This window comes from Treponema berlinense (assembly GCF_900167025.1).
Taxonomy (GTDB): Bacteria; Spirochaetota; Spirochaetia; order Treponematales; family Treponemataceae; genus Treponema_D; species Treponema_D berlinense.
This window is the reverse complement of record NZ_FUXC01000003.1, coordinates 39,198-64,826: the sequence shown is the minus strand read 5'-3', so window position 1 is coordinate 64,826 and position 25,629 is coordinate 39,198. Positions and strand designations below refer to the sequence as shown.

The 25,629-nt window shown below is 39.5% G+C and carries 23 protein-coding genes; 9 read left to right on the top strand and 14 right to left on the bottom strand.

Going from position 1 to position 25,629, the window contains the following annotated elements; all coding sequences use genetic code 11:
• Window positions 1–4: 4 nt before the first annotated feature.
• A complete protein-coding gene (locus tag B5D47_RS03820; protein ID WP_078930506.1) occupies window positions 5–2,122 on the top strand; it encodes a methyl-accepting chemotaxis protein in 2,118 nt (705 codons plus the stop codon).
• Window positions 2,123–2,276: 154 nt separating this feature from the next.
• Here the strand turns inward: B5D47_RS03820 and mgtE are convergent, their stop codons facing one another.
• Entirely contained in the window at window positions 2,277–3,653 is a 1,377-nt protein-coding gene (gene mgtE / locus B5D47_RS03815) for a magnesium transporter (protein WP_078930505.1), read from the bottom strand.
• Between the two features lie 304 nt (window positions 3,654–3,957).
• Between mgtE and B5D47_RS03810 the strand changes: the two genes are divergently transcribed.
• The 3 genes from B5D47_RS03810 to B5D47_RS03800 are packed head-to-tail and all read left to right on the top strand — an operon-like array spanning window position 3,958 to window position 8,094.
• On the top strand, window positions 3,958–5,223 hold the full coding sequence (locus B5D47_RS03810; RefSeq protein WP_078930504.1) for a response regulator: 1,266 nt from the start codon (window positions 3,958–3,960) through the stop codon (window positions 5,221–5,223).
• Window positions 5,210–7,213, top strand: coding sequence for a response regulator (locus B5D47_RS03805; protein ID WP_078930503.1), 2,004 nt, complete (start codon window positions 5,210–5,212; stop codon window positions 7,211–7,213). The genes B5D47_RS03810 and B5D47_RS03805 overlap by 14 nt, the downstream gene beginning before the upstream one ends.
• Window positions 7,210–8,094 (top strand): histidinol-phosphatase, encoded by an 885-nt coding sequence (locus B5D47_RS03800; protein ID WP_078930502.1) that lies wholly within the window; start codon window positions 7,210–7,212, stop codon window positions 8,092–8,094. Before B5D47_RS03805 ends, B5D47_RS03800 begins: the two co-directional genes overlap by 4 nt.
• Here the strand turns inward: B5D47_RS03800 and B5D47_RS03795 are convergent.
• Entirely contained in the window at window positions 8,091–8,447 is a 357-nt protein-coding gene (locus B5D47_RS03795) for a TraR/DksA family transcriptional regulator (protein WP_078930501.1), read from the bottom strand. The genes B5D47_RS03800 and B5D47_RS03795 overlap by 4 nt on opposite strands.
• An 88-nt stretch (window positions 8,448–8,535) precedes the next feature.
• Between B5D47_RS03795 and infA the strand changes: the two genes are divergently transcribed.
• Window positions 8,536–8,757: a translation initiation factor IF-1 gene (gene infA, locus B5D47_RS03790; protein ID WP_078930500.1), complete on the top strand. Its 222-nt coding sequence runs from the start codon at window positions 8,536–8,538 to the stop codon at window positions 8,755–8,757.
• Window positions 8,758–8,842: 85 nt separating this feature from the next.
• Here infA and B5D47_RS11850 read toward each other — a convergent pair whose 3' ends face one another.
• The 8 genes from B5D47_RS11850 to B5D47_RS03750 all read right to left on the bottom strand — a co-directional run bounded on the left by B5D47_RS11850 (window position 8,843) and on the right by B5D47_RS03750 (window position 17,255).
• Window positions 8,843–9,427, bottom strand: a complete 585-nt coding sequence (locus tag B5D47_RS11850) for a DnaJ domain-containing protein (protein WP_078930499.1) — start codon at window positions 9,425–9,427, stop codon at window positions 8,843–8,845.
• Between the two features lie 99 nt (window positions 9,428–9,526).
• The gene (locus B5D47_RS03780) at window positions 9,527–10,093 is read right to left on the bottom strand and encodes a Smr/MutS family protein (protein ID WP_078930498.1); all 567 of its coding nucleotides are present in this window, start codon (window positions 10,091–10,093) and stop codon (window positions 9,527–9,529) included.
• A 144-nt stretch (window positions 10,094–10,237) separates the two neighbouring features.
• Entirely contained in the window at window positions 10,238–11,632 is a 1,395-nt protein-coding gene (locus tag B5D47_RS03775) for a hypothetical protein (RefSeq protein WP_078930497.1), read from the bottom strand.
• Window positions 11,581–13,215: a VWA domain-containing protein gene (locus B5D47_RS03770; RefSeq protein ID WP_078930496.1), complete on the bottom strand. Its 1,635-nt coding sequence runs from the start codon at window positions 13,213–13,215 to the stop codon at window positions 11,581–11,583. The genes B5D47_RS03775 and B5D47_RS03770 overlap by 52 nt, the downstream gene beginning before the upstream one ends.
• 19 nt (window positions 13,216–13,234) lie before the next feature.
• Window positions 13,235–14,242: a VWA domain-containing protein gene (locus tag B5D47_RS03765; RefSeq protein ID WP_234969889.1), complete on the bottom strand. Its 1,008-nt coding sequence runs from the start codon at window positions 14,240–14,242 to the stop codon at window positions 13,235–13,237.
• Window positions 14,220–15,287 carry a hypothetical protein gene (locus B5D47_RS03760; RefSeq protein WP_078930495.1) on the bottom strand — a complete coding sequence of 356 codons (1,068 nt, stop codon included), beginning with the start codon at window positions 15,285–15,287 and terminating at the stop codon, window positions 14,220–14,222. The genes B5D47_RS03765 and B5D47_RS03760 overlap by 23 nt, the downstream gene beginning before the upstream one ends.
• On the bottom strand, window positions 15,284–16,177 hold the full coding sequence (locus B5D47_RS03755; RefSeq protein WP_078930494.1) for a DUF58 domain-containing protein: 894 nt from the start codon (window positions 16,175–16,177) through the stop codon (window positions 15,284–15,286). Before B5D47_RS03755 ends, B5D47_RS03760 begins: the two co-directional genes overlap by 4 nt.
• A 22-nt stretch (window positions 16,178–16,199) precedes the next feature.
• The gene (locus B5D47_RS03750) at window positions 16,200–17,255 is read right to left on the bottom strand and encodes an AAA family ATPase (protein ID WP_078930493.1); all 1,056 of its coding nucleotides are present in this window, start codon (window positions 17,253–17,255) and stop codon (window positions 16,200–16,202) included.
• Window positions 17,256–17,339: 84 nt separating this feature from the next.
• Between B5D47_RS03750 and B5D47_RS03745 the strand changes: the two genes are divergently transcribed.
• The 4 genes from B5D47_RS03745 to B5D47_RS03730 all read left to right on the top strand — a co-directional run bounded on the left by B5D47_RS03745 (window position 17,340) and on the right by B5D47_RS03730 (window position 20,839).
• Entirely contained in the window at window positions 17,340–18,623 is a 1,284-nt protein-coding gene (locus B5D47_RS03745; RefSeq protein ID WP_078930492.1) for an aminotransferase class I/II-fold pyridoxal phosphate-dependent enzyme, read from the top strand.
• Window positions 18,624–18,834: 211 nt separating this feature from the next.
• Window positions 18,835–20,106, top strand: coding sequence for an extracellular solute-binding protein (locus B5D47_RS03740; protein ID WP_078930491.1), 1,272 nt, complete (start codon window positions 18,835–18,837; stop codon window positions 20,104–20,106).
• 24 nt (window positions 20,107–20,130) lie between these two features.
• The gene (locus B5D47_RS03735; protein ID WP_078930490.1) at window positions 20,131–20,343 is read left to right on the top strand and encodes a hypothetical protein; all 213 of its coding nucleotides are present in this window, start codon (window positions 20,131–20,133) and stop codon (window positions 20,341–20,343) included.
• Between the two features lie 106 nt (window positions 20,344–20,449).
• Window positions 20,450–20,839: a hypothetical protein gene (locus B5D47_RS03730; protein WP_078930489.1), complete on the top strand. Its 390-nt coding sequence runs from the start codon at window positions 20,450–20,452 to the stop codon at window positions 20,837–20,839.
• 2 nt (window positions 20,840–20,841) lie between these two features.
• Here the strand turns inward: B5D47_RS03730 and B5D47_RS03725 are convergent, their stop codons facing one another.
• From B5D47_RS03725 to B5D47_RS03710, 4 genes are all read right to left on the bottom strand, one after another.
• Window positions 20,842–22,209, bottom strand: coding sequence for a CotH kinase family protein (locus B5D47_RS03725; protein WP_078930488.1), 1,368 nt, complete (start codon window positions 22,207–22,209; stop codon window positions 20,842–20,844).
• A gap of 22 nt (window positions 22,210–22,231) precedes the next feature.
• A complete protein-coding gene (locus B5D47_RS03720) occupies window positions 22,232–22,906 on the bottom strand; it encodes a DUF4956 domain-containing protein (protein WP_078930487.1) in 675 nt (224 codons plus the stop codon).
• Window positions 22,907–22,950: 44 nt separating this feature from the next.
• Entirely contained in the window at window positions 22,951–23,646 is a 696-nt protein-coding gene (locus B5D47_RS03715) for a polyphosphate polymerase domain-containing protein (protein ID WP_078930486.1), read from the bottom strand.
• Between the two features lie 328 nt (window positions 23,647–23,974).
• Window positions 23,975–25,330 (bottom strand): ArsB/NhaD family transporter, encoded by a 1,356-nt coding sequence (locus tag B5D47_RS03710; protein WP_078930485.1) that lies wholly within the window; start codon window positions 25,328–25,330, stop codon window positions 23,975–23,977.
• Window positions 25,331–25,629: the final 299 nt, after the last annotated feature.

Here is a 25,629-nt window from a genome sequence, read left to right as displayed (position 1 = left end):
AAAAATGGCAAAAAAAGAACTTGACCGATTTGACACAAAAGCAAAACGCAACATGAGAATTTCTACAAAACTGATGCTTTTTATCGGTGCAGGCGTAGTTATAAGTTCAATCGGTGTCTGCATTCTCTCGCTGGGAATTTTTAACAGCAAGATGATTGACAACACAATAGAAGATCTTAACCACACTGCAGACGGGGTTGAACTTTATATAACTTCGAGAGAAAACGACCTTTCTCACTACTCTAAACTTTTTGCACGCAATTCTGAACTTCTAAATGCAATTGAATACGATTCTTCTTATGCGCTGCAGCATGCTGTAAAATCTTTTGTAGACGATTCTGAGATTGACTTTATGTTTGTGACAGATTCCCGCGGACGGGTATTAAAAGGCGGTGGTGTAAATGTTACAGACGGTGTGGACGTTTCGTACATTGGAACAGTCGCAAACGCGCTTTCTGGAGAGCCTTCAATCGGAATTGAGGGCGTTGCAAATTTCAATTATGCAATAATCGCAAGCGAACCAATTTACATAAATGGAAAAATCTTTGGAACTGTCGTTACAGGATACGACCTTTCCACAAATCATATAATTGATTACATTTCAAGAAGTTACAATGTTGAATGCACTGTTTTGAAAAACGATATTCGCACCGCTACAACATTAACGGATTCAGACGGCAACTCCCTGGCTGGAACTAAACTCGACGACAGTTTTGTTGAAGAAACTGTTCTTCACGACGGAAATGCATTTGCAGGGCCTGTCGATATAAGCGGACGTTCATACTACGGATATTATTTTCCGATTACGTCGGGCGACGGAAAAATTACAGGAATGTTCTTTATTGCAAAGAACATTGACTCAATCGAAGCAATCCGTGCAAAAACCGGAACAATCGTTATTCCTGTAGTATGTATCCTTTGTGCGCTCATAATTACAATCGGCGGATTTTTTGTACGCTGGCTTATGTGGCGAATTTCCAATGTAACAAATACGCTCAAAGATATGGCAAGCGGAGACGCAGACCTTACAAAACGTGTAAAACTGCTTATCCGCGACGAAATTGGCGACCTTGTAATTCAATTCGACTTTTTCTGCGACAAATTGCAGCAAATCGTAGGCGAAATAAAGAATTCAAAAGAAAATCTTTATTCTGCCGGAAGCCAGATGTCCGAAACTACGACAGAAACTTCAAGTTCAATTTCAAACATAATTCAAAATCTTTCAAATATTCGCAACCAAATTTCGTTCCAAAACGACAGTGTACATCAGACAGCTGATTCAGTTTCCGAAATTTCAAATTCGATTACGGCTTTGAACGACATGATTGAAAAACAGGTAAGCGGTGTAAACGAAGCAACTGCGGCGGTCGAAGAAATGGTTGGAAACATTGCAAGCGTAAACACTTCTGTCGACAAAATGGCTGTTTCGTTCGAGGAGCTTACGGCAAACGCACAGGCTGGTTTTTCTAAACAGCAAGATGTAAACGACCAGATAACTTCTATTGAAGGACAGTCAAAAATGCTTCAGGAAGCAAACTCTGTAATTGCATCAATTGCGGAACAGACAAACCTTCTTGCAATGAATGCGGCAATCGAAGCAGCTCATGCCGGCGAAGCTGGAAAAGGATTCTCTGTAGTTGCAGACGAAATCAGAAAACTTTCAGAAACTTCATCGCTGCAATCAAAGACAATTGGAGAACAGCTCGACAAAATCCGTGATTCAATTACGAACGTTGTTTCCTCAGCAACAGAATCTGGCAAAGCACTAGCTCTTGTCTCAAACAAAATTCATGAAACAAATCAGCTTGTTGTGCAGATTAAGGGCGCAATGAACGAACAGCAGATTGGTTCAGAACAAATTGTAAATTCGCTCAAAGACATGAACGAAAGTACAAACAATGTACGTTCTTCTTCAAAACAGATGGAAGACCGCAACGAAAAAATCATGAACGAAATCAACTCCCTAAAAGAGATTACAGTAAAAATGAGAGACAGCATGTCAAATATGAGCGAAGGCGCCGAGCGAATCAGTGCAGCCGAAGAATCACTTTCAGATATTTCGCACAAAGTAAAAGATTCTATCGACAAAATCGGTTCAGAAATCGACCTGTTCAAAATTTAACAAAACTCGTTCAGTCAGTTTGATAAGTTTGTCATAAAAAATCTGGCAGAAAAAATAAAAATCCGCCACTAAAATGACACTCTAAAACGCACCTCCTAAAGTTAAACAAATAAAGTTCTCTTTGGGAGGTGTTTTTTTTGAATTTGTCAGAAACTTAAAGGTGAAGAAAGAATTTTGCAATTCCAAAATAAACCAGAAGAGAAAGCGTGTCCGCAATTGTTGTAATCAGCGGACTTGCCATGACCGCCGGATCAAAACCTAGTTTTTTTGCAAAAAGCGGAAGCGTGCAACCCACAACCTTCGCGACAAGAACGGTAACAGTCATCGTAAGGCATACAACAAGCGCAACCATAGCCGAGACATCCGTATTTCCAAGCAAAAGGCGGTCAACAAGCATAACTTTTGCAAAACAAACAGCGGACAGGGCTATTCCGCACAAAACCGCCGTTCTTATTTCTTTCCATATAATTATGCCGATGTCAGAAAATCCGAGTTCCCCCAGCGAAAGGGAGCGGATAATCGTTACAGACGACTGCGAGCCGGAATTTCCGCCGGTATCCATAAGCATAGGAATAAAAGCAGTAAGAACAACCAGCTGCGACAAAGCGCTTTCAAAATTCGTAATAATCATTCCTGTAAAAGTCGCGGAAACCATCAGAAACAAAAGCCATCCGACTCTGTGCTTAAAAAGGCTGAATGCCGAAGTGCGCAGATAAGTTTTGTCGGAAGGAGTCATACCTGCCATAATCTCAATGTCTTCGGTGGTTTCGTCTTCCATCACGTCAATTGCGTCGTCAAAAGAAATGATTCCGACCATATTCTGCTCTTTGTCAACAACCGGCAAAGCCATAAAGTTGTATTTTGAAAATATCTGGACAACCTCTTCTTGGTCGGTGTGCGTGTCTACAGAAATAACGTTTGTCTTCATCAAATCGTCAATCAGAAGGTCGTCGTCTTTTGCAAGAAGCAAATCCTTTACAGAAAGCCGTCCGAGAAGCTTGCGGTTTTGAGTTACATAGCAAGTGTAAAAAGACTTTTTGTCCGAACCCTTCCGGCGGATTTGATTGATTGCCTGGCCTACAGTTGTTCCCAGCCGCAGCGAGACATATTCCGTAGTCATAATCGAACCGGCGGAATTTTCCGGATACTGAAGAATCTGGTTTATTGCCGTTCTTGTCTCCGCATTCACGTTTGAAAGAATCCTGTTCACAACGTTTGCAGGCATTTCTTCAACAATGTCAGCGGCATCGTTCACATACATTTCGTCAAGAATAGCGGTAAGCTCCTTGTCAGAAAAACCCTTAATCAGTTTTTCCTGAAAATCGCTTTCCATCTCAACAAAGGCTTCCGCCGCAATTTTTTTAGGAAGAAGGCGGAACAGCAGGGCGGCCGGTTTTTCATCAAGTTCCTGAAGAACCGAAGCGACATCTTCCGGCGCCATAGTAGAAAGAATATCTTTTGCCGAAGAATATTTTTTTTCTTCAAGCAAAATGTCCAGCGTCTTTTGAAAAGTAGCGTTAAAATCTGCCATAGAAAACTCCATAAGATGAGAAATTTATGGCCAAAGAATGATTTAGAAATTCACCGGGGGAGGAACTGCATTCAAACTTTGACCAGAAGCCGGGTTACCGGAACTACCGTCAGGCATAAACGTTTCCTCCTTGAACAAAAAAATTGAATAAAAATCAGTATAAAAAGTATTCTTTTAAGAAAATCTTGTCAACCGGAAAAAAACAGAGAAAATCTGCAATTCTGTTAATTTTTCGTTAAGACAAAATCTTTCTATATAAAAGATTTTAATTGAAAATTCGATAGACTTACTCTAAAATTGAAATATGGCACAGTTTCCAAAAAAACAGGTTTTAATCATAGACGCAACCCCAATGTTCCGGGAATTTTTAACAGAAAAACTTACCGAAGAAAAAATCGAGGTTGAAACTGCGCAGGGACACCGCGATGCCGTAATCAAAATAGCAAACGACCTGCCCGACCTTATTATTTTGGATATTGAAACTTCGATTGACGATATGCAGGAATTTTTGGACAAAAAAGCGTCAAATCCGAATACAGTCAAAATTCCAATGATTGTTTCCGGTCCAAAAATCGAAAAAGAACGTGTTGCGCAGCTTATTCATTACGGCGTTGCAAAATATTTTACAAAACCAATCAAATTCGACCTTTTTTTTGAATCAATCGGACAAATTTTACGTTCTGCATTTACGATGGACATAACTCCGTGCGTGCTTGAAATTCACCTGAACAAAAACATTATTTTTATTGAAATTGCACAGGGGCTTAACCGCGAAAAAATGGCCCTTCTAAAATACAAGCTTACGGAACTAATGGACAAAAACCGTCTGGATTCTCCTAAAGTTATAGTAATGATGACAGACCTTTCTCTGAGTTTTGTCGACGGCTCAAACCTTGAGCTTCTTTTTGACAATATTCTTGCAGACAAGAGAATTGAACGAAAAAATCTAAAAGTTCTTTCGCTGGACAGTTTTGCAAAAGAATTTGTTGACGGTCATACAGAATATTACGGCGTAGAAGTTGTTTCAAACCTAAACGAAGTTTTAAATTCGGTTGTTGAAAGCGGTTCAGAATCAACAGTCCAAGACATAATTTCGGATCAAATTTTAACATCAACAGGTTCAGATGACGGAGGTTCTGTGGAAATGCGCTTTTATTCCGACACAGGAACTTCTGAACACGAAGAAGAACAGGACAGTTCTCAACCGTTTAAAATTGCAATTGTCGATGACGATGCGGTCGTCCGTCAGTTGCTTTCGCTCAGTTTTAAATCCATAAATGCAGAATGTGATCTTTTCTCGAGCGGAACTGAATTTTTACAGGCCGCAAAGACAAATAATTACACTCTGATTGTCCTTGATATTTTTATGCCGGGAATAAGCGGTTTTGATATTTTAAAGAACTTACAGCAATTCAACATAAAAAGTCCGATAATCGTTTATTCGCAGTCGGCACAGCGGGAACTGATTGTTCAGTCGCTTTCGCTCGGTGCAAAAACCTACATTGTAAAACCTCAAAAACCGGATTTTATAATTCAAAAAGCATTGGAAATCATAAATGGAAAACTCTGATTCTCTCAGTGCGATTGACGAGGCCAGCCGTTATCTTGCGAGCACACTTCACGAAATCCGGACACCGATTCAAACAATTATCGGCACAGTCGAACTTTTGCAGGACACAAGTATGGACGACGAACAGCGCGAATATATCCGCCAAATTCAATTTAGCGCAGATGTTCTGCTGGACCTTGCAAACAATATTTTGGATTTTACAAAGATCCGTTCCGACCAGTTTAAGCTGGAATCAGTTCCTTTTAACATTGTTGAGCTTACAGAGCAGGTCGTAGATTTAATCAGCATCGAAGCGTTTAACCGTGGACTGGAAATTATTACGGACATTGATTTTTCAATTCCTTCGATAATTTGTGGAGATCCTGTCAGAATTCAACAGATAATCTTAAACCTTTTAAAAAACGCTGTAAAATTCACAAATCACGGCTATATTCATCTTGAACTAAAAAAAACAGGGCAAAATATTTTATTCACGATAAAAGATACTGGAATCGGCATAAAAAAAGAACAAAAAGAAAAAATCTTTACAAATTATTACCAGGGCGACATTTCCACTTACCGCAGATTCGGAGGAACAGGACTTGGACTTTCAATCAGCAAAAACCTTGTGCATTTAATGAATGGAAGAATCGGCGTAAAACCAAACAAGGACGAAGGTTCAATTTTTTGGTTTACACTGCCAATTGTAAAAAATCCAGGATTTGAAAATTTTGAACAAAAAGAAACATTTCAGGCTCAAAAAAATTCCAAAATCTTAATAATTGACGACAACCAAACGGCAGCAAATTCACTGATAAAAATTCTAAACGCCGCAGGAATTTTTGATATTGAATCGACGACACAACCTCAAAACACAATTCAACTTATTTTAGACGCAGAATCTCAAAAAAATCCGTTTAATCTTGTTTTTATCGATATGATTATGCCGGCAATGGACGGATGGCACCTGGCGAGCGAAATTCACAATGAAAAAAAAATAAAAAACACGCCGGAGCTTTACCTTATTGTGCCAGAAGGCCAGATGAAAGGCGAAGCAAAAATGAAAATGCTCAACTGGTTTGAAGGATACCTTTACAAGCCTTTAAAGCGAAAAAAAGTATTTGAGCTTTTAAAAGAACGCACGGACAAAAAAAATAACAATATTGTTGAACTGGAACTTGCAAACGACGACATGATTATGACTCTTGAGCCGGTTGACGATTCATCTGTTGCAAAAAACAAAAGAGTTCTCGTTGCGGAAGACCATCCTGTAAACAGCAAGTTAATCGAAACTTTTTTGCGGAATTTTGGAGCAGATGTTTTTTTGGCAGAAGACGGACAGCAGGCAGTTGAACAGATTAAACAGAATCCAAATATTGAGCTGATTTTTATGGACATTCAAATGCCTGTAAAAAATGGAGTCGAAGCCACAGTCGAGCTCCGAAAATCTGGTTACAAAGGAATTATCATCGCCTGCACGGCAAATAACGACTCAAACGATTTTGAGACATACAAAAAAAGCGGCATAAACGACATTCTTGTAAAGCCGTTCAAAAGCAGCACAATCCGCACGATTCTCGAAAAATGGATTCCGATTATAGATTTGCCTGTTTTAAAATCAGTCACAACCCTCGAACCCGAAAATTCTGCAAAAAAAACGGCATGGGACAAAGAGGATTTTTTGGACACTACAGGTGGCGACATTGCGTCTTCAATCGAAATATTAAAAACTTTTGCAAAACAGACAAACAGGCTTTTAAAAGAGACAGAAATGGCTGTTGAGGCAAAAGATTTTGAAAAACTGCGGATGCTGGGCCATTCACTAAAAGGCAGTTCTGGCACAGTAAGCGCAAAATTGCTTGCAGAATACGCTTCCAGACTAAACATTACGGCAAAAACAGGAGACATTGCAGGCTGCAGATTCAATCTGGAAGAATTTAAGCATGAATATGTCCGCTTTAAAAAGCTTGTAGCAAAATTCATAAGATCAGAACAGGCAGTAAAAAAATGAAAGATTTTGTTGATTTAAAAAAAGATTCAAATTCATTGAAAGTAAATTTTCACACACATTCCACATTTTGCGACGGAAAAAACACGCCGGAAGAAAATGTTATTTCCGCAATAAAAAAAGGTTTTAAGATTTTGGGTTTTTCGAGTCATTCAACCTGGTCGTTTCCTTTTGGCGACAGCATAAAAAAAGATGAATTTGAAAAATACATTCAGGAAATCAACTCTCTAAAACAAAAATATGCGGATCAAATCGAAATTTTCTGCGGTTTTGAAGCAGACTATATTCCGCCTTTTTGCAAACCGGATTTTGACGCTTATAAAAAATTTTCTCCCGACTTTTTAATCGGTTCTGTTCACTATCTGTACAATGGCGAAAATTCTCCAGAAAAAACCATGCCTGTCGACTGGAGCACAGAAAAACTTTTTGAGGGAATAAAAAGCATTTACGCAGGCGATGCAAAAAAAATGATCTGCCGCTATTTTGAATCAGAGCGAAAAATGCTTTCAGAATGCAATTTTTCGATAATCGGACACGCAGACTTAGTCCGCAAATTTAATCAGAAAAATCCATTTTTTAACGAAAACGAAAGCTGGTACAAAAACGAACTAAAAGAAACAGCAAAGTCCATAAGTCGTGCTGGAGTTATCTGCGAAATAAATACCGGCGCAATAAGCCGCGGATTTTTAACGCTTCCCTATCCGTCAGAATATTTTTTAACGCTTTTACACGAGCAAAATGTTCCAATAATGCTCAGTTCAGACTCGCATGCCGCCGAAACGCTGGACTGCGCGTTTGAACAAGCGACCGCTCTTGCAAAAAAAATCGGGTACACAGAACTTGCATACCCGAAAAATAAAAATATTATCACATATAAGATTTAGCGGTTCTGTCTTTCGTTGCGGCTCTGACAGTTAATGCACATAAAAGCGTAAGGAATTGCCTCGAGCCTTTCCTTAGGAATTTCTTCCTTGCAAACCAGACAGCGGCCGTAAGTTCCCTGCTTAATGCGGTCAAGTGCATTATTTATCATTTGCAGGCGGTTTGAATCCTGAGCACCAAGCGATTCAAGCAAACGACCATCCACAACATCAGAAGCAACATCAACTTCATCTCCAGACTCCCCACCTTCGACAATTTTTTTGTAATCTTCATTTTGTGCAGCAAGAGATCCGAGAATCGTATTTTTCTGCTCAATTAATTTTTCTTTCATTTTTTCAACAAATGCTTTTTCCATATCCGTCTCCCGTTGACAAGATTTTTTATAAGTAGATAATAAATATAATAAAGAACTAACAAAAAGGCAAACTTTTTTTGGAGGAAATGTGGCTAAAGAAGAAGCTATAGAAGTTGAGGGAATTGTAAAAGAAGCGCTGCCAAACACCATGTTCCGTGTTGAACTTAAAAATGGCGGACATGTCATCATGGCACATCTTTCAGGCAAAATGCGCAAACACTACATTAAGATTGTTCCAGGAGACAGCGTAAAAGTTGCACTCTCTCCATACGACTTGAACCGCGGACGCATAATTTTCCGCGAACGCTAATCAAAACTGCTAATCGCAAAAAAAAGGTCATTTCGGTTTTTAACCGCCCAATGACCTTTTTTTTTCTATTCTATAAATCTATTTTTTATTTTGTCTTTCTTGCAAAAATTCCTTTAAGGCTTTTTGTCATTCCGGAAAGTCCCTTTATAACTCCTGCAATACACAAAATCGGACCAATAGGAATTATAAAAAAACTAAATTTCATAAAATACATGCTCAAAAGCAAAATTGCCGCGCTTTGCAAAAACTGCCTGAACCATTCGGCGCGGGTGTATTTTTTTTCTGATTTTTCGTATTTATAATAATATGTGCGGTTTTGACCATTTTGCGAATTTTCGTTTTTCCAGCCATATTGCGCCCACTGCCAAAAAGGATCGTCCTGGTAAGACTGACCGTCATAAGCACTTTGCTGTCCCCAAGGATTGTATTGCTGATTATACGACTGCTGAGACTGAGAACCGAAAGCACCGTAACTGTCATAACTACGGCGTTTAGTTTCATCACCCAAAACATCGTAAGCAGCGCTTATATTCTTGAATTTTTCTTCGGCTTCTTTATTGCCAGGATTCCGGTCAGGATGATATTTCATAGCCAGTTTTCTGTAAGCCGACTTTATTTCGTCCTGAGATGCGTCTTTAGAAACTCCCAATACTGCGTATAAATCTTCCAATATTCATTCCTTAAGTTTTTACTGTTTTATTATAAACTTTTCTGCAATTAAAATAATCAAAATTCCCCACAGTTACAAGTAAAAACAGTTTTTTAAACCTTACTTTAACAAAACCCAGGTTGCTCCAGAACCGCCATGATTTCTGTCGTTATGTCCGCTCACTCCCAAATGTTTATTCTGCTCAATAAAAGTCCGCACCATTGCTCCCAAAACAGGATCAGTTCCGTGGCTGTGGATTCCCTTTCCGTGAACAATTTCAATTTTTTTTATTCCGCGCCTAAGACAATCGTTTACAAAAGATTCAAGTTTTGCCCAGGCTTCGTCACGGGTAAGTCCATGCAGGTCGATTCTTGCTTCAGGGCGCATAGATTTTAAGTAATTGCGGCTTTCCATTTTTGACGCTTCTTCGCTTTCTTCGTTCAGACGGTCTTTATCAACAGTTCCATAACGGCGCAGCCAAAGTTCCATCGGATTGATTGCTTTTTTTGAATCCTCAATCATCTGCCCTTCCAAAGTTTTTTTGTAATTTTGAGCGGCAAGTTCTTTTTCTTCGGGAGTCGGCGCATTTGCTTTTTTGTGGCTAACCTGAGACGCAGGCTTTTTTGCAGCAGATTTTTCTTTTTTTTGAGCTTCCGACCATTGTGCCAAAATATCACCAAAATCCATTTTATTCCTCCAATAATTTTTTATCGGGCGGCTTTTTGCATAGCAAAAATCAGGCTATCCGTGGTTCCGGCTTTCGCCTGCATTGCTCCACAAAGTTCCGCAACGGCTTTGCCGCCACTCCTATCCTTGCCGCTTTGCAGTAAATTATTTTATTTCAAAAACAAGTTCTTTTTTTACCCAGCCGTTTATTTCCGACGATTCTATATAAAAGTAATCGCTTGTTTTTTCCGAAATTTTTACGCGGATTCCACCGTAAAAATTCTGCACGGCAGAACTTGTTTCTTCCGGCACAGGACTTATGTTTCCGCCTGCAAAAATTCCATAATTCTTAAAAATTTGAGTTCCTTTGTAAAAACTCGCGACAAACGCAAAAATCATGCAGAACGCAAGCATAATTGCAATCTTTTTCCGCTTCAAAATAATAAAAATCACCATCAAAGCCAGCAAAATTATTCCGCAAACAGCAAATAATTCCACAAAAGGCTTTTTTATTTCATTTTCGTTATTTGAAAGCGAAAATTTTTTTTCAAGCTGCTCGCGCTCCAATTTTACTTTTCCAGAAAACAAAGAATTTCTTTCAAGGCTGCGCAATTCCGCAATTTTTTTGCAATCTTCAATTCCAATTTTCTTTTTTGTAAAGCCGCCGGCAGTGTTTTTTGGCTCAGAAAATGCCGAATTAAACAGTCTTTTGTCGATTATTTTGCCTTCAGAATTTTCAACTTTTTGAGAAGCCGGCAAAACAGTTAAAATTACATTCGGAATTTTTACAGTGCGCTGGCTTCCATTGTAGGCAATCGCCGTCAAAGCAAATTCCGGTAAATCGTATTCGCCTTCTACAAGCGGCTTCCACCGGAATTTTGCAACAGGAAGGCTTTTGTCAGAAAAATTTCTTCCGACAGATTTTCCGCGGGCATATTCAGAAGTTTCGATTTCTTCAAAAATTGAATTTTTCGGCAATTTCCAGTTAAAAGAAATAATCTGAGAAAAATACTTCAAATTCAATTCAAAGATAATTTCTTCGCCTGCCCTCGCAGTAAATTTTTTCGAATCTCCAAAATTTCGATTAAATTTTGCCCCGGAAACAAATTCAACTAGAGCCTGAGGATTTATCAAATCCGGATTTTCAAAAACAGTTATGTCGTCAAACGGAATATAATAAGTCCTAAAACCAATAATTACGATCAAAGGCGGAAGCCTTACAGGACCTGTGTCCTTAAAAGCAAACCAAAGATGAACCGCAGTTCCACGGGTCCCGGTTTCTCCAATAAATTCTTCTTTTTTTGAAGAAATAAGCTGGACTCCTTCCGGCAATTGCGGCAAATCGGTCTGGACGTTAGAAGGCTCAACCCCAGGAATTTTAAGCGTAAAGCCGTTCTCGTAAACCGTAAAAATCGACGAATTGTCCGCCTTAACTTTTAATGTGCGGATAAAAGCAGGTGACGGAGATTTTGCATAAAGCGAACCAAAAATCAAAAAAAATACAAAAACTAATAATCCACGACAGACGAATCTTTTTTGTTTGACTGAAGTTTTTGCCATCGTTCTTTTTCCTCCTGCTGAATAAGATTAAAAACGGCGTTTTCCATTGAATTGTTGTTTTTTTCAACATTGACAGAAGTCATTTCTTTTTCCGCCGACTTTGAATTTCTACTTTCCAGCTGCTGCTGAATAAATTCCAGATTGATTTTTGCATTCAAATTTGAAGAATCCGCAAGAACCGCTTTTTTAAAATATTCCCTTGCAAGCGAAAAATCTCCGCGTCGGTTTGCAATAATTCCAGCATTGTAAAAAGCCTCGCTCTTGAGTTTTTCATCTGCTTCTGGAGAAACCTGTTCAAGCCTGATTAAAGCGGCATCTAGCTCATCCTGCATGATGTAAGTTGAAGCAAGGTTGTAAGCGCAGTACTCGGCAAGAGTTTTGTCTTCTGAAAGTTTTGAATTGTTGTACGAACGTAAAAAATTCGCTGTCGCTGTCTGATATTTTTTCTGGTACCAGTTAAAAACCCCGTTCAAAACCGAAAATTTTTCGGACTTGCAGGAAGTAAAAAACGGAAGAAGAGCAAAAACCGCAAGAACAGCCGTTTTTTTTGCAGATTTAGAACCGGAAAGAAAATTCAAATCAAGTTCGGAAACAATAAAAGAAAAAATAAAAAATAAAATCGCTAGAAAAATAAACATTTTGTGATGCGAAATCTTTTGAATTTCAAAAGACTCTCCAGCCATTTTTTTTCCAGAAAGCTGATTGAGCAAAACGTAGGCGGAACCTTCAGAATCTGCGGCAACGTAAGAAATCGAATTGTCTGGACTAAGACGGTGCCGTGGCAAAAGAGATTTTTTATTGGCAGCAGAAGCGGCATCTATCATTTTTTCAGCATTTAAGAAAGTTTTTACCTTTGTAACGCCATCTCCTGCAAGAATTTCAACTGGACGCGCAGTTCCAAAACCAACCAGAGTAACAGGAATTCCAAACCTTGCAGCATCGTCAAGAGCAAAGGACAGAGAACCGTCTGTTTCGTCTCCGTCCGTAAAAACCCAGACATGGGCGTTCTGACTCATATTTTTTGGAAAAGCCTGCATTGCAGAAGAAATTCCTTTTCCGATTGAAGAACCGGCAGCCGTCATTAAGGCTGGAGAAAGGCTTTCTAAAATAGAATCCACGCTTGTCCTGTCATCTGTCAAAGGAACGGCAATAATTCCATCGCCTTTTGCAAGAACCACGCTCACAGAAGTTCCATTCATTTTTTCAAGAAGTTTCCAGGCATATTGTCTTGATGCTTCAAGCCTTGTCAAACCTCCAGGAGCGTCTTTTGCATTCATGCTCCAGGAAATATCAAAAACAAAGGCAACCGCATCTCCTGTTTTTTGAACAGCAACAGCGTTTGTTCCCCAGAAAATTCCAGCAAAAGCAAAAACTGCAAAGGCACAGGCAAAAAAACGCAGCACAGTCCGCAAAATTATCGAAATCTTAAAACGGCGGAAAGATTTGTTTTTTTGAAAATTATTCATTAAATTTGCAACGCCTAAACTTTTTGCCACTTTTTTGTAGCGGAACAAATCATAAGCAGAGAAAAAAATCAAAATCAACAAAATAAAAAAAGCGTACGGTCTTTGAATATCCAGCATAAAATTCCTCGATTAAGTTTTAAATTTCTTTCAACAAAATTCGGCGGATAAACCACGCTGCAAAAAAAACAATCGCTGAAAAAATCAAAAAATATGAATAAAGCTGCCGGTTTGAAGATTTGTAGTGAAAAGTCTGCAAGACATTTTGCTTTCGGCTGACAGAATTAAGAGCCTCCGCAAAAGCCGCAGTCGATTCAATTCCAAAATATGTTCCGCCACCAGCAAGAGCAATTTCTTCGAGAGAAGACGAATCAAATTCAGAATCGTAATAGCCAGAATGAACTTTGCCGGAATTAGGATCAACATATTCAATCGGCACTGTTCCTTTTGTTCCGATTCCAAAAGTGTAGACTGTAATTCCATTTTTTGCAGCAAGGTTTGCCGCTGTGTCAGGATGAATTGAGCCTGCATTATTTTCGCCGTCGGTTATTAAAACAATGCACTTTTTTGGAGCAGAAGAAGCTATAAGATGGTAAACTGCGCTGCTTAAACCGATTCCAAGAGCTGTTCCTTCTCCAAGCCCGCCTGTAACAAGAGAGTCAAGGCGCCGCAAAAAAAGCTCATGGTCGACAGTCGGCGGAACAATCGCGGCGGCCTCGCTTGCCATGGCAACAAGCCCAAAAGCGGCGCCTCTGTTGTTGTTTACAAGAGTGCGGATTCCCTGTTTTGCAGCGTCCAGACGGGTCATATTTGCAATATCGCGGGCTGCCATTGAAGGGCTCGTATCAAGCACAAAAAGAATATCTGCTCCCTTAGAAGTATAAATTTTTTCCTGTTTTTGAATTACAGGGTCGGCAAAAGCACAGACAAGGCTTATATAACCTGCAATGCCTAAAAAAACAGAAAGCGCGTTAAAAAAAACAGAAACTTTTCCTTTCCAGACAAAACTTTTTCCTTTCCAATCCGCAAAAACAACTGGAAAAGAAACTTTTTTGAAAATTTTAAGCTGGCGGAGAATAAAAAGAGCAGGAATTGCCGCCAAAAACAAAAAAGCAGTCGGATTTTCAAACACTGGCATTCTCATCATTTGCTTCATTCTCCAGTTCAAAAGTAAAAAATTTTATGGCGCTAAGACAGCGGTTTACAAGAATTTCGCGTTCTCCGTCGGCAAGCACAGCTTCGTAAAGAGAGGCAGGTTTTTTAAACGAATCGACAGAACCTTTTGCAAAGCGAATATAATCACATCTTCCAAAAACTTCCACAATGTCGCTCACAGCAGCACCTTGCGCTTCCGAAAGCGAACCGCAGGCTATTTCTTCAAATTTTTCGTAAAAATGTCCGCATGTCATCGACAAAAAACATTCGTCGAACCGGCCGCACAGATATTTTCTGACGGTCAGTGTAAGTTGAGAGCAAAATTCTTCATCATCTTTTTTTTCTTTGAGAAGTTTGTTCAACTGCCTTTGCGAATTTTTATAAAGTTTTTTGATTTTTCGCTGTTCTCCAGCAAGAATAAAAAACGCTAAAAAATACGGCAGTTTTAAAACAAAAAATATGACAATTCCGGCACAAACCAAAAAAATTACCGCAAGAATAATCAACAAAAAAGAAGTTCCTGGAACAACGCGGGGACCTGCCGGAGGTCTAAGAGAAACCGCCCCTATTTTTCCGGCAAGAGAATTTACAGAAACAGGAGCAAAATCTACAGGAAAAGCCGCAACGGAGCGTTCTTTTTTTTGCGAAGCGCGGACCAGATTCGACAAATCGAATGAAGAAAAATCAATTACGCCAGTCTGCCACGGAATAAAAAAAACTGTGAGCGTGTATTCAAAACCAATGTGCTCCAAAACAACCCGATAAACCAGACATTTTTCCGACATTTTGTTAAAAGCCGGCCAGTCAGTCAAAAGTTCGAGTGTTTTTATGTCAGTTCCGGAAATTTTATTTTCAAAAAGATCAACGTCTGTATGAAAAACATATTTTAATTCACATCTGTCGCCGACATAAACATTTTTCGGCATAAGAATCTGCACCGCGCTGTTTGAACTTGAATTTTTTGAAGCAAGATTCTGTGCAAAACAAAATGAGCCGGACAAAACAAAACAAAACAGCAAAAGAAAAACTTTTTTCATCTTTCTCTCCGGCTGCAAAAAAACTTATTCAAAACAAAGGCAGGGTCGTCCGCAGTCGATAAAATAACAGGGCTTGCTCCGTGTCTAAGGCAGAATTCCTTCCAGTTGTCCAGACGACGGCGATTGTCTTCAAACCAGGCATTTTTAAAGGCTTTTAAGGATGTAGGAAATTTTCTTGTAACGCCGCTTTCAATGTCAGAAAAAAAAGCTGTTCCGATTTCCGGCAATTCGCTGTCCAAAGAATCCGTAATCCGTATTGCAACAACGTCATTTTTTTCTGCAAGCCGGGCAAGATTTTCCTGCCACAGCGACGAACGGAAATCCGAAATTACAAAAACCAAAGAACGTTTTTTTAAGAGCTTATGTGCTCCTTTTAACGCAGAACCAAGAACTGAACCTTTTTCAATTTTTTCTTCAGCCTCGTCAAGCCTGCTCAAAATCATCATTGCCTGATCACGTCCGGTTTTTGCCTTTGTGCTGAATCTTATTTTTCCGTCAAAAAAAACAGCCCCAATCGAAGAATTGTTTTGCAAACAGGCAAGAACCAAAAGCGCGGCGGCTTCCGAAGCAACCTGAATTCTAGTTTTTTTATTTGTTCCAGAAAACATAGAAAGGGAACGGTCCAAAACAAAAAACACCTGAAGCTCACGGTCTTCTTCGTATAATTTTACAAAAGGATGTCCCATTCTTGCTGTAACGTTCCAGTCGATTGAACGAACGTTATCTCCGGCGTTGTATTCGCGAACTCCGTAAAAATCAATTCCCTGACCACGGTAAAGCGACTTAAAACCGCCAAGACGCAGATTGTCGGCAAGTGTTTTTGCAGACAGTTTTAAAAGAGAAGCTTTTTGTGCAAGTCTGTTTGAATTTTCGTCAAAAATTTTCAGCATCGGACAGCCTTTAAAAATTCAACTATGGAACAGGAACAAACGTTAAAATTTTTGAAATAATTTCGTCGGCAGTTATTCCATCGGCGGCAGCTTCGTAAGAAAGAACGAGTCTGTGCCTTAAAACTTCGCAGGCGGCATTTTTTACGTCTTCCGGCAAAACAAAAGAACGTCCGGCAAACAAGGCTTTTACTTTTGAACACTGCAAAAGCGCAATTCCAGAACGAGGCGAAGCACCAAAAGAAATATATTTTGAAAACTCAGTGCGCCGTCCGGTATTAAGATTGCGCGTTACCGAAACAATGTTTACCATATATTCGATAATTTTGTCAGCGCAGACAACTTTTTCAAAAGCCGACTGCAAGTCTTTTATTTTTTGAGCGGAAAGCACTTTTTTAACAGCAACATCGCCCGCTTTTCCGGCAGTTTTTACGATTTGAATTTCTTCCTGAGGAGTCGGATAAGAAACAAGAACTTTTAGCAAAAAGCGGTCAAGCTCAGCTTCCGGCAAATTGTAAGTTCCTTCCTGCTCAATCGGGTTCTGGGTTGCAAGAACCAAAAATGGCTGAGGAAGAGGATATGTCTTTTCACCAATTGTAACCTGTTTTTCCGCCATGGCTTCAAGCAGCGCCGACTGAACTTTTGCAGGAGCGCGGTTAATTTCATCGGCAAGCACAACATTTGTAAAAACAGGACCTTTTCTGACAGAAAAATTTCCAGTGTTCTGCTCGTAAATCAAAGTTCCGCTTACGTCCGCAGGCAAAAGATCCGGAGTAAACTGAATGCGCTTAAAATCAAGACCGGAAAGTTCAGCAAAAGTTTTTACGGCAAGTGTCTTTGCAAGACCGGGAACACCCTCCAAAAGAACATGTCCGCCTGTAATTATCGCAGTAAGAATCGCATCAATTACCTGTCCCTGTCCAACAAGCCGTTTTGCAGCTTCCGCCCGGCACTCATCCAGAATCTTCCGGCAGTTTTCAAAAATCGCCGAATCCTGAATATTTTCGCCGCTGTTGCCCTGTCCGTTAACTTCCGTATTTTCAAAACCAGTTAAAGTTGAATTTATATTATTTTTATCCATTTTATAGCCTAAAAATTGTATATTTATGCAGTTTTATGCATGTCCAATTGACGCACGCACTTTATAACGATAATATACTTTATCATGTTGAACCCTTTAGCACAAGAATTGAACAATGTTCTTAAAAACACAACTCCAGGCGAGTTGCTTTCAGATTTAGGATTAAGGATTTTCTTCCCAAAAGGCATTATTGCTCAGGGAGGAGAAGCAAAAAAATTCGGAAAAGTTGCAAACGCAACAATCGGAACAACGCTCACAGGCGGAAAACCGGCAATTCTCGAAGCTGTGCATAAATATGCACCAGAACTTTCTGCTGGAGAACTGGTTTCGTATATGCCGACCGCTGGCAATCCGGAACTGCGTACACTTTGGAAAGATTTAATCTACAAAAAAAATCCAGGGCTCAAAGGAAAATCAATTTCCATGCCAGTTGTAGTTCCAGGACTAACAGCAGGAATTTCCTATCTTGCAGACCTTTTTCTTGACGAAGACAAACCTCTTCTTTCGCCAAATCCAAGCTGGGACAATTATGCGCTCATTGTAGAAACACGCAGAAATTCACAGTTCCACACATTCAATCTTTTTTCAGACGACGGATTCGACCTTGACTCGTTCAAAAAAGCAGTAGAAAAAGAAGCGGAAACAGGCTTTGTCCGCCTGCTTTTAAACTTTCCGCAAAATCCAAGCGGCTATTCACCTACAAACGCAGAAGCCGCTCAGATTGTAAAAATAATCCGCGATATTGCAGAAAAAGGCGCAAAAGTTCTTATCTGGGACGATGACGCATATTTTGGACTAAACTACGAAAACGACATTTATCCGCAGTCGCTTTTTGCAGAATTTGCAGACTTGCACGAGAATGTCCTTGCAGTAAAAATCGACGGACCAACAAAAGAAGACTTTGTATGGGGCTTCCGCACAGGATTTTTAACATTTGGCGGAAAAGGCTTGACAGAAGAGCACTACGCCGCCCTCGAAAAAAAGCTCATGGGACTGATTCGTTCTTCAGTAAGCTGCTCATCAACTCCAAGCCAGAGCCTTGCATTGCGCGCATTCAGCGATCCGGCGCTCGAAAATCAAAAAAAGGATTTCCGCAAGCTCCTCGAAGAGCGCTATACAGAAGTAAAAAAATTCGTAACCTCGCATACAAGCAAAAATCTTGAAGCCCTGCCTTTCAATTCAGGATATTTTATGAGTTTTCACACAAAAGTCGATGCCGAACAGCTGCGACAGAAAATTCTGCACGAAAAACAGATTGGAACAGTTGCGATTGATTCAGAAACACTCAGAGTTGCATTCTCCAGTATTGAAAAAGAACAGGTAGAAACAGTATATAAAGCAATTTATGACTGCGCCGACAATATGTAAATCAATCTTATAAAAACAAAAAGACGTCAGAAAAAATCTGGCGTCTTTTTGTTTTTGGCGGCAATCTGCTCATAATCAGAAAAATGTGCTGTCAGTCAAGCATTCCAACATCCAACATTCATCTGTAAAGTTCATTTTTGAACCAACCCACACAGTCGATTTTTGATTTTTAAATATTTATAAATATAAAAAAATGCGGTATACTTGAATAATGACTGGATTTTTGAGGACTTCTTTTTTTGCGGCGATTTTTATTTTTTGCGGACTTTTTTTGGGCTGCAAGACACAAGACAATTCGCCAGACACTTTTATAATTTGGACTGACCGCGAAGAATTTGTTTCTTACAGTGAACTTTTTAATTCGATCCAAGACAAGACAAAAGCTGTAATTGTTTACAAAAAGCGTCTTGCAAGCTCACTTCCACCTGCAAAAGATGAAGAAAAACCGGATTTAATCGCAGGTTCATGGCTCAAAAACGACAGCACCCGCAAACTTTTTAGGCCTCTCGATTCTCTTTTGAGCAAAGACAGCATCGACGTTTCTACGCTTTACGAGCCTCTCGTTGAATACGGCAAAATTTTTGGCAGCCAGTATCTTCTTCCTGTAAGTTTTAACCTTCCGCTTTTTGTTTTTTCTTCCAAAAACGAAGATAAAATTCCAAATCAACATTCGCTTTCTCTTGAGCAGATAAAAGAACTCGCCGGCGATTTTAACGCTGTAAATAAAAAAGGTTTCTATACAAAAATGGGTTTTGCTCCTTCCTGGGACGATGAATTTTTGTACGAAGTTGCTAAAAAATTCGGTCCTTGTTTTAAGCAAAAAGGAAACGGATTTGTCTGGGACGAAAAAAAACTCTCAGAAGCAGTTGAATATATCAGAGCCTGGACTGCTGAAAAAAACTCAAGCACAACGGCAGAGCAGGATTTTGAATTCAAATATCTCTACACTCCAAAATACAGGCAAATTGCCGAAGGCAGAACGCTTTTTAGCTATATAACAAGCAGTGAACTTTTTAAAATTTCTTTTGAACAGCTTGGCGAAGTTGATTTCCGATGGCTTTCGATAAACGGCTTCATTCCTGCAAAAGACGACATTGTTTCTATGGCAATTTACAAGCACGCAAAAAATCCAAAGCAGGCTGAAAATTTTATCCGCTGGTTTTTCCAGGAAAAAAATCAAAAGCTTTTGCTGGAACGCTCTGCAAAAATGCATCTGGACACGGCGACTTTTGGAATCGTGTCCGGTTTTTCGACAATAAAAGGTGTAAACGAGCGCATTTTTCCAACTTTTTACAGAAATCTGCTCGGAAACTTGCCGGCAGAAGAAAAAATTGCAGCTCCACAGGCTTTTCCACCACGCTGGCAAAGCATAAAAGAGCGCGTAATTTTTCCTTATTTGAACAATGCAATAAAAACAGACAGCGACAAAAAAAATCTTACGATGGAATCGCTTTTAAATACCTGGTCAAAGCAGTTTGACTAAAAAAGCATATTGGAGTGCAAAATTATGAACGAAGCTTTAATTTCTCAGGACGAACTTAACAAACTTTTACAGGCAGAACGTTCTAAAATAAAAACCATAAGAAAACCGAATTTTAAATCATCACAAATCATGGAAAATTTTGAAAAAAACAGCAAATTGTTTTCGGACAGATTAAAAACCGAACGGATTTCTGTAACCCAGGAAGAAGTTGACAGCGTTCTAGGAAAAAACCGCTAAAAGTTTTCAGCTGTCTTTTCTGACGTTTGCACAAAATGCCAGAAAAAAATATATCAACCTCTAAACTAATTTTTTATTTTTCCGAAAATTTATTAGAGGTTGAGTTATGGTCAATTCTATTTCTTTAAATGCTTATTCATACGGCGGAATTTTAAGCGGCAGCTCGGGAAAACTCTATGTTCCTGTAAATCCTGCTTCCGTTATCTATTCTCAATTTGACCATATTTCTGGAGTTGCCTCTTCAATTCCAGAGCAAGGCGTTTCTGTAAGTAAAATTCAGATTTTAAACTCTCTTTTAAACCAGCTTATCTCCATGAGAAACCAGCCAAAAGCAGAATTTTCCGACAATTCGAATTTGAGCGATGACCAGATGGAAAGCCTTATTCAAAATTATCAGTCGCAGATTCAAAACGAAATAGAAAAATCCCATCTGACAGGCTACGGACTTGCAGGAGTTCAGCCTCAGGCAGGACAAATTCTCGATTTGACGGCGTAATTCTAGTTATTTACGGACGTTTTCTGGTAAAAAATACTGTCCATCCACTCAAAACGCCGCTCGCACCAGTCCGTAAGATATTTTACTTCGCTTTTATAAGTTTTTCTGTCGCGGTATCCGGGCGCGCGTGGCCAGATTGCGCTTCCAATTATGTGCCATACGCTGTCATTTAATTCTCCGGCAGAATTTAAAAGCTCGCCCTGCTCCTTGAGCCAGTCAATCGAAGATTTTAATTCAAGCCGGGTTTCGCACCAGCGTTTTTCTACCGCGTTTACAAAATCCGCATCGTTAAAAAGGCGATGATACCATGACGACTGATTTATCAAAAAACCTTCTTCGTTGGACGGCATTGTCGAGTTTTTAGAAAAATCAAAAACCCTGAACATTTGAATCCACGCGCTGTTGCTTACGAGAGAATTATAAGAATTGCTTCCTGTAGAACTTTCGCCGCTGTTTCCAAAAGCAATGTCGTGATCCCAGGCAGGACCCATAAAAAGCTTGTCCTGGCTGTAGTCATAATTCATGAAAACCGAGTTATAGAACTTTGCATCGTAATTTTTTGAAAATTCAGAAAGAAGATACCAGTCAACAAACGAATCCATATCAAAATATTTTTTGTATCCGTCTTTTTTTAACCAGTTTTCGCTGTAAAGAATTTTTTCGAGTTCGGTTATTTTTTCCGCCCATATTTTGTAGTTTTCTTCGGTTGATTTTGGAGAGCGGATATGAAATCTTAAGCCCGTCGGACTTGAAAAAGAATATGGACGGCCGCTGTGACTGTCGATTTCGGCAAGAAAACCTTCACCCTCAAATTCAACGCGGCTTTTTTCGACTTCGACTTTTTCCGTAATCGAATAAAGTCCGCGGTATTTGCCATTTATAAAGAGCGTTATAAATTTTGACTGCGGATTCCAGCGCATTTTATTCCAGACATTGTGAGTAAGATGCTCGGCATAAAAATTTCGAAGCATTGAGCGGTCGCAGGAATTTGCCATTAAAATCCATTTTCTGGCAGCAGGCATTCCCAGAAGATTTTCTTCGCGGTCAAGTTTTAAAAGATACGGTTTTTTCTTTGTAAAAGTTGTCTTCCAGGTTGAATTTCCGTGTCCACGAACCTTGCATTTTCCTGTAAGAACGACAGAAGAATCCGTTAAAGTAAAATCACCTTTTACATAGTCTTCTTTGCTTGTAATTTCCTTGTTTTTGTTTGTAGAAAGTTCAAGTATCGGAAGACCAAGTTTTTTGCAACTTTCAAAAGTAACTTCCCGTTCGGAAGAAAGCAAAAATGCTAAAACGCAGCCAAACGACAGCAGAACAAATAAAAAAACAAAGCCGACAGAATATCTTTTTATTCCCTTAAAAACGCTCATATTTTCTTTTTTTTAGATGAATCTAGTAAGTTACTTCGCCGTCGTGCGCAAGAATTGTTGAAGAAACAACATTCTCAAGAGCGGCGACTTCCTGTAAAAGGGCAGAATCGTCAGAAGCGCGAATTTCCACAACAAGGTTGATTTTTCCGTTAGAAAGAGCGCGGCTTTTTACTGCAAAAGTTTTGCAATATTTTTGAACAAGCGCCATTATGCTTTTTTCGAGTTCGTAACTGTTACCGCTTACCATCAAAATTTTTGGAGCTTTTGCAACAGGAAGTCTGTCCAAAACAAAAAGTGCAACAGTCAAAATAAATGCGAGCACGCACGAAATCTGGGCAAGACCTGCGCCACAGATAATTCCTGTAGAAATCGCCCAGAACAGAAAAACCAAATCCATTGGATCTTTTATTGCAGTTCTAAAGCGGACAATAGAAAGAGCGCCGACCATACCTAAAGAAATTACAACGCTCGACTGAATCGTCAAAATTACACCGGCAGTAATCAATACGAGAGCAGGAAGCGCAATGTTAAAAGACTTTGAATAAAAAGTTCTGCGCGTCAAAAGCCTGTAGGCAAAGAAAATGTACAGCGCAAAAACCGATGCAATCAAAAAAACGACAATGATGTTTTCTGGAGTCGCATCGTATCTTGTAAATCCCTGAATGAATGATTTTTTGAAAATATCCTTAAATCCCATAAAAGCTACCGTCCTTTTTTATGTTTTTCTATATTTAAAAATTTTTAAGCCATTCCGTGAATGTCAAATTTTCTGCAAAGATAGAATTTTGAAAAACTCGTCCATTGCAAAAGGCTCGTCTGACATGCCTCGTTTATAAAATCCGGCAAAAACTCGTCGAATTTTACTTCCATCATATTAGTTCCAACCGAAAGAACAGACCTGAACGCTGCCTGCGGATTAAAAAAATCTTCTATGTTGCTTGAACTGCGAAGGTTTCTGTCAAAAGTTACACGAACGTTTCCGTCCGGATAAACAAAAGGAACTCTCTCGTAAGCGACAATTACAACAGGCCTTAATGCACGAAAATGCATCTGAGAAATCAATTTTTTTAAGAGGTATGGAGTTTGGGCCGTAAAATCCGGAATTTGGCCGGCCATAATCTGTTCGAGGGTTTTTAGCGGAACCGGACACGAAGTTTTAAGGCACATTCCGTTTATTTTTTGCTTTAATTCCAAAGTAATGCGCTCTTTTGAACAGTTGTAAATTCTGATTCTGAATTTTTCGCGCGGGTCGGTGCCATTTTCGTTTTCTAAAAAACAAGTGTCGTAAATATCGTCAAAATAAATGCTTCGGATTGCGTATTCGCCTGCTTCTCCAGTATTTTTGTCCAGACACAGCAACGCTCCAATCCGCTGTTCAATTGCAGAAAGAACCATTTCTGGAGAAAAATATTTAAACTCGTGTCTGAATTTAGGCATTATCGCAAGTCCCCTAAAAGTTACCGATTGTTCGGTAACTTTTATATAAATTATACAGAAATATTTTCTGAGTGTAAATAAATTTTTTATAAAAAAATGAAATAACGTTTAAATAATTAAACATTTAACCTAAAGAACCAAAGAAAAGTTTTTTAATCAATGCCTAGCCCGTGCTGGAGCAACGCCAAAGGCGGCCCGAAAGGGCTGAGGGTTACCGAATTGAGGAAGGACGGTTTGAGAGCAGATGCGCTCCAAAAGTTTTAAATAAAAAAAACGAGATGCTTTTTTACTTGCATCCCGTTTTTGTACGTTTTGAGTTTTTAAATTTTTAGCTCCACAAAAGCCAAAGAACGATTGCCGAAGCTGTTGTTGTAATAATTGTAAAACTTCCTCCGACTTTTAGCCATTTTGCAAATGACATTGGATAGCCTTCGTTTTTGACGATTCCCATGGCAACAACATTTGCGCTTGCTCCAAAAGGAGTGAGGTTTCCGCCAAGACAAGAACCAACAAGCAGAGCAAACATAAAAAGGTCAGCTCCCATTCCGAGTCCGGCGCCCATCTGCTGCGCGACAGGAAGCATAACCATAATGTACGGAACGTTGTCTACAAATCCAGAAATCAAAATGCTCACTGCAAGAATTACGACAAAGCCCAAAAATTTACTTCCGCCGCAGAAGTGAACAAGGAAATTTGCAAATTCTTTTAAAAGCCCTACTCCGCTGATTGCTCCAACGACAACGAAAATTCCCATCAGGAAGAAAATTGTTTCCCAGTCGAGCTCCTTTATCAAAGTCCAGACTTCGCTTTTGTTTTTTTTCTGGTTTGCAGAATACCACAGAACTCCGATTGCCGCCAAAATTATTACAAAAAGTCCGGAAGAAAGGTTCATTATGCCTTCAGGAATGATTTTTGAAAGGGAAGGACTTGCAAAAGAAAGAGCCGCCAGTCCAAAAATCATGACGAGCATTAAAGCGGCAGGAAAGGCTGAGAGAACAGGTTCGCTTTGAACAGCGGATTTGTCCTTTAAATGCGCAAACACTATATAGAAGAAAATACAGCCTGCAAGAAGACCTGTCTGAACGACAAAGAATATGGAGAGTTTTCCTTCGTGAATAAAAAAGTCGTTAAAATTGTAATTTGCAACCGCGGCAAAAATCATGCTCGGAGGATCACCTACAAGAGTTGCTGTTCCTTCGAGATTTGACATGACAGCAAGACCGACCATAAACATTGTCGGGTTCATCTCTAATTTTTTGCAGAGGCTCAGAGCAATCGGAGCCATAACAAGAACAGTCGCAACGTTCTCGACAAAAATCGAAATAATTCCGGTCATTGCAAGAATCAGTACAATCGCAACTCCTGTCGAAGGCGCAATGGAAACAAGCCAGTCGGCAATTTTTGCGGGAACCTTTGAATACAAGAAAAGTGCCGCAATCGTCATTGCGCCGACATAAATCATAAGAACGTTCCAGTTAATCAAGGTACCGAAAGCGTTTGTCAAAGCAAAAAGACGCGAAACCTGTCCTTCTGCAGAACCAAAAATAACGCCCGGAAAAATCATTCCGAGCACAATGCATAAAATTCCGGCAAATGTCGTAAACCACACTTTTTTGTCCTGAAAGACGATTACAAGCGCGTACATTAAGACGGCAAGCACCAGAATAACCCATTTAAGTTCCATAAAAAACCCCAATAAAAAAGTGAAACTATTTTAGCAAATTAAGGCGACATGGAAAAGCGAAAAAACTGAGTGAACAAAGATGCAAAAAAAATGCGGAAACTGCGCGTTTTTAGAGAAAAACTTAGCCCGGATCGCCACGGAAAGACCGGACGAGCGAAGCGAAGAAGGACTTGCAGTAAGAGCCGGTTTGACAAGAAAATGCGCTCCGAATTTTCAAGAATTTTTACCCGGTTTTTTGCTCAATTTTGCGCAATAAATTTCGCCCAATAGCCCAATAATAAAAAATAATTAACGACAAA